Raw genomic sequence first — 829 nt, 5'->3', positions numbered from 1 at the left:
CCCGCGGGCTCGTCGCCTTCGCGCTCGGCACCGACACGGCGGGCTCGGGCCGCGTGCCGGCCGGGCTGAACAACGTCGTCGGCCTGAAGCCCTCGCTCGGCAGCGTCTCGGCCCGCGGCATGGTCCCGGCCTGCCGGACGCTCGACACGCTCTCGGTCTTCGCCGGCACCGTGGCCGACGCCGACGCCGCCTTCCGCGCCATGGCCGGCCACGATCCCGCCGACGCGTTCTCGCGGAGCCTGCCCGTGCCCGCCGCGTCCGCGGTCCCGCCCGGCCTGCGCCTCGGCGTGCCGGATGCGCAGGGGCTGGACTTCGCCGGCGACGCCCTGTCCGAGGCGGCCTTCGCCGCGAGCCTCGCCGACCTCGAAGCCCTCGTCGGCGCCGGCCGCCCGGTCGACTTCGCGCCGATGTTCGCGACCGCGCGCCTGCTCTACACCGGCCCGTGGGTGGCCGAGCGCTACCAGGCGATCCGCGCCGTGATCGAGACGCGGCCCGAGATCCTGCATCCGACGACGCGGGCCGTGATCGAGAACGCCGAACACTTCTCGGCGGCCGACGCCTTCGGCGGGCTCTATCGCCTCGCCGAGCTGCGGCGGGCGGCCGACGCGGTCTGGGACGCGGTCGACGTGCTCGCGGTGCCGACCTATCCGCGGCCGCGCACGGTGGCGGACCTCGCCGCCGACCCGATCGGGCCGAACAGCGAGCTCGGCACCTACACCAACTTCGTCAACCTGCTCGACTGGTGCGCGCTTGCCGTGCCCGGGCGCTTCCGGGCCGACACGTTCCCCGCGGGGGTGACGCTGCTGGCCCCCCGCGGGGAACGTGTCGG

Annotated in this window: 1 protein-coding gene; it reads left to right on the top strand. The window is 76.2% G+C overall.

The window, feature by feature from the left end:
* Window positions 1–829: amidase family protein (locus tag FV223_RS28870; RefSeq protein ID WP_246689861.1), on the top strand; the 829-nt coding region annotated here is incomplete at both ends.

Origin of the sequence: Methylobacterium sp. WL116 (assembly GCF_008039455.1) — a bacterium.
In the GTDB taxonomy this organism is placed as follows: domain Bacteria; phylum Pseudomonadota; class Alphaproteobacteria; order Rhizobiales; family Beijerinckiaceae; genus Methylobacterium.
This window is presented reverse-complemented; position numbering and strand designations above follow the sequence as displayed.